This window comes from Glycomyces sp. NPDC021274 (genome assembly GCF_040641195.1).
Classification (GTDB): Bacteria; Actinomycetota; Actinomycetes; order Mycobacteriales; family Micromonosporaceae; genus Glycomyces.
In genome coordinates this window covers 1-1,139 of record NZ_JBFADC010000108.1, presented here as the reverse complement: position 1 = coordinate 1,139, position 1,139 = coordinate 1, and the positions used below count along the sequence as shown (strand labels likewise).

1 protein-coding gene is annotated in these 1,139 nt (G+C 71.6%); it reads left to right on the top strand.

All coding sequences use genetic code 11. The features are described 5' to 3' along the window. Positions 1–372: 372 nt before the first annotated feature. On the top strand, positions 373–1,139 hold a 767-nt coding region (locus AB0I03_RS26935; protein WP_360417446.1), incomplete at its 3' end, for a serine/threonine-protein kinase.

Below are 1,139 nucleotides of genomic sequence, written 5' to 3'. Positions count from 1 at the left end.
GGAAGCGGTGGTGGCCGGCGCCCGGACCGCCCTCGGGCGTGCCACGGAGGCGAGCGGGGTGCTCGTACACGCCGTCAGGGCCAGGGCGGCCAGCACGGCCAGGACGATGAGGGCGACCGGGTGCGGTGGACCCGGGGTGATCGGGCGGGGAGGGTGGAGCGACAAAAAGAACTCCCGTCGTCGGGGCCATCATGACGGGTGCGCGGTACCCTCCGGCACCCACCCGGGCCTTCCGCACGGCCGCGGATGAGGGAGAATGAAGGCTCTGCCAGGGTGGGTTGTCCGAGTTGGGCCAGTTTGGCGATCGATGGAGAATCGAGGCCGCCAACTCGGCTGGAATGCAGAGGGGATTCAGTGGGCGACGAGGTCGAGATGGACGGCAAGGAGGGCAGGCTCCTCGCCGGCCGTTACCGGCTCGCCGATGTTCTCGGCCGAGGCGGTATGGGCACCGTCTGGCGGGCCGGCGACGAGGTCCTGGGGCGCACGGTCGCGGTCAAGGAACTGCGCTTTCCCGGCGGGATCGAGGAGGACGAGAAGCGTCGTCTGATCACCCGCACGCTGCGCGAGGCCAAGGCGATCGCCCGGATCCGCAACAACGCCGCGGTGACGGTCTACGACGTGGTCGACGAGGACGACCGGCCGTGGATCGTGATGGAGCTGGTCGAGGGCCGCTCGCTGGCCGAGGTCATCCGCGACGACGGTCCGCTCACCCCGCGCCGCGCCGCCGAGGTCGGCTACGCGGTGCTCGACGTCCTGCGCGCCGCCCACGGCCAGGGCATCCTGCACCGCGACGTGAAGCCGTCGAACGTGCTGATCTCCGACGACGGCCGGGTCGTGCTCACCGACTTCGGCATCGCCCAGGTCGAGGGCGACCCGTCGGTGACCTCGACCGGCATGCTCGTCGGCGCGCCCTCGTACATCTCGCCGGAGCGGGCCCGCGGCCAGAAGCCGGGCCCGCCCGCCGACCTGTGGTCGCTGGGCGGTCTGCTGTACGCCTGTGTCGAGGGCGTGCCCCCGTACGACAAGGGCTCGGCGATCGCCACCCTCACCGCCGTGATGACCGAGCCGGTCGAGCCGCCCAAGAGCGCCGGGCCGCTGGAGGACGTCATCTACGGCCTGTTGGTGAAGGACCCGGAGGG